Raw genomic sequence first — 1305 nt, forward strand, 5'->3', positions numbered from 1 at the left:
GAGCCCATCCCAGATTCTGTGTAACTGCCATTTAGATTAAATGCTTACTGATACGATCATCAAACATAATCATAAAGCGATTCAGAGCAGACGTCCAGTTACGGATTGGCATCGACCACCTTGACGATGCCTGCTGAGTCGCCAGATAAATCACCTTGAATGCTGCCTGATCAGATGGGAACACCTTACGCTTATTCACCGCTGTCCGAATGACACTGTTTAGCGACTCGATAGCATTGGTAGTATATATAGCTTTTCTGATATCTTTAGGATACTCGAAGAACACCGTTAAGCCCTCCCAGTTATTGCGCCAAGACTTAACCACGTGCGGATAGTCCTTACCCCAAGTATCATCAAAGTGCTCAAGATTGGCCTCTGCCATCTCGAGGGTATCAGCGCCATAGATGGCCTTTAAATCAGCCGCTACGGTCTTTTTGTCCGTCCAAGGTACAAACTTCATTGAGTAACGTACCATATGCACGATACACAGCTGAACCTTGGCTTTGGGATAAACGGTATTGATGGCATCAGGGAAGCCCTTTAGACCATCGACACAGGCAATGAGGATATCTTGTACCCCGCGGTTTTGTAATTCAGTGAGAACACCCAGCCAGAACTTAGCGCCCTCATTCTCTGATAACCACATGCCAAGCAGCTCTTTTTTGCCATCAAGTCCCACGCCTAGCGCCAGATAAATAGCCTTGTTGATGATCTGCTTATCTTGGCGTACTTTAACGACAATACAGTCCAAATAGACGATAGGATAAACACTGCTCAGCGGCCGGTTCTGCCAAGCGGTGATGTCCTCTAAGATGTTGTCCGTGACTCTTGAAACTAAGCTGCTGGATATATCGACGTCGTAAAGCTCTTTGATGGTTTCGACGATCTCAGTGGTGGTTTGGCCTTTGGCATAGAAAAAGATGATTTTATCATCGAGACCTGAGATACGGGTTTGATGCTTACGTACTAATGCAGGCTCAAAGCTGCTATCACGGTCTCTTGGGGTGGAAATCTCAAGCTCCCCTGTGTCACTGCGGACGGTCTTTTTAATGTGACCATTACGTTTGTTAGGCTTATCTGCCTTTTCATGCTTAGGATAGCCAAGATGGTCTTCCATCTCGGCTTCAAGTGCGGTGTCGATAAAAGATTGCATGAGCTGCTTTTGAAAGTCTTTGATGTCATCGAAGCTTTTCATACTGCCAGCCATTTGCTCGGCCAGTTTCTTGATATCAGATTGGTTAGTCATTGCTTATTCTCCTGTTAGTGGATTATAAGCAGTTACACAAAGTTTGGGAAACTCCCTAA

General features: G+C 45.5%; 1 protein-coding gene. It reads right to left on the minus strand.

Translation table 11 applies throughout. The features are described 5' to 3' along the window. Positions 1–31: 31 nt before the first annotated feature. The gene (locus ACT3SX_RS15130; protein ID WP_192520702.1) at positions 32–1246 is read right to left on the minus strand and encodes an IS256 family transposase; all 1215 of its coding nucleotides are present in this window, start codon (positions 1244–1246) and stop codon (positions 32–34) included. Positions 1247–1305: the final 59 nt, after the last annotated feature.

The sequence above is a fragment of the Psychrobacter sp. AOP31-B2-9 genome (genome assembly GCF_052378005.1).
GTDB lineage: Bacteria > Pseudomonadota > Gammaproteobacteria > Pseudomonadales > Moraxellaceae > Psychrobacter.

Coding starts and splice junctions, on each gene's coding strand:
- ACT3SX_RS15130 (WP_192520702.1), bottom strand. CDS start 1,246: ATGACTAACCAATCTGATATCAAGAAACTGGCCGAGCAAATGGCTGGC.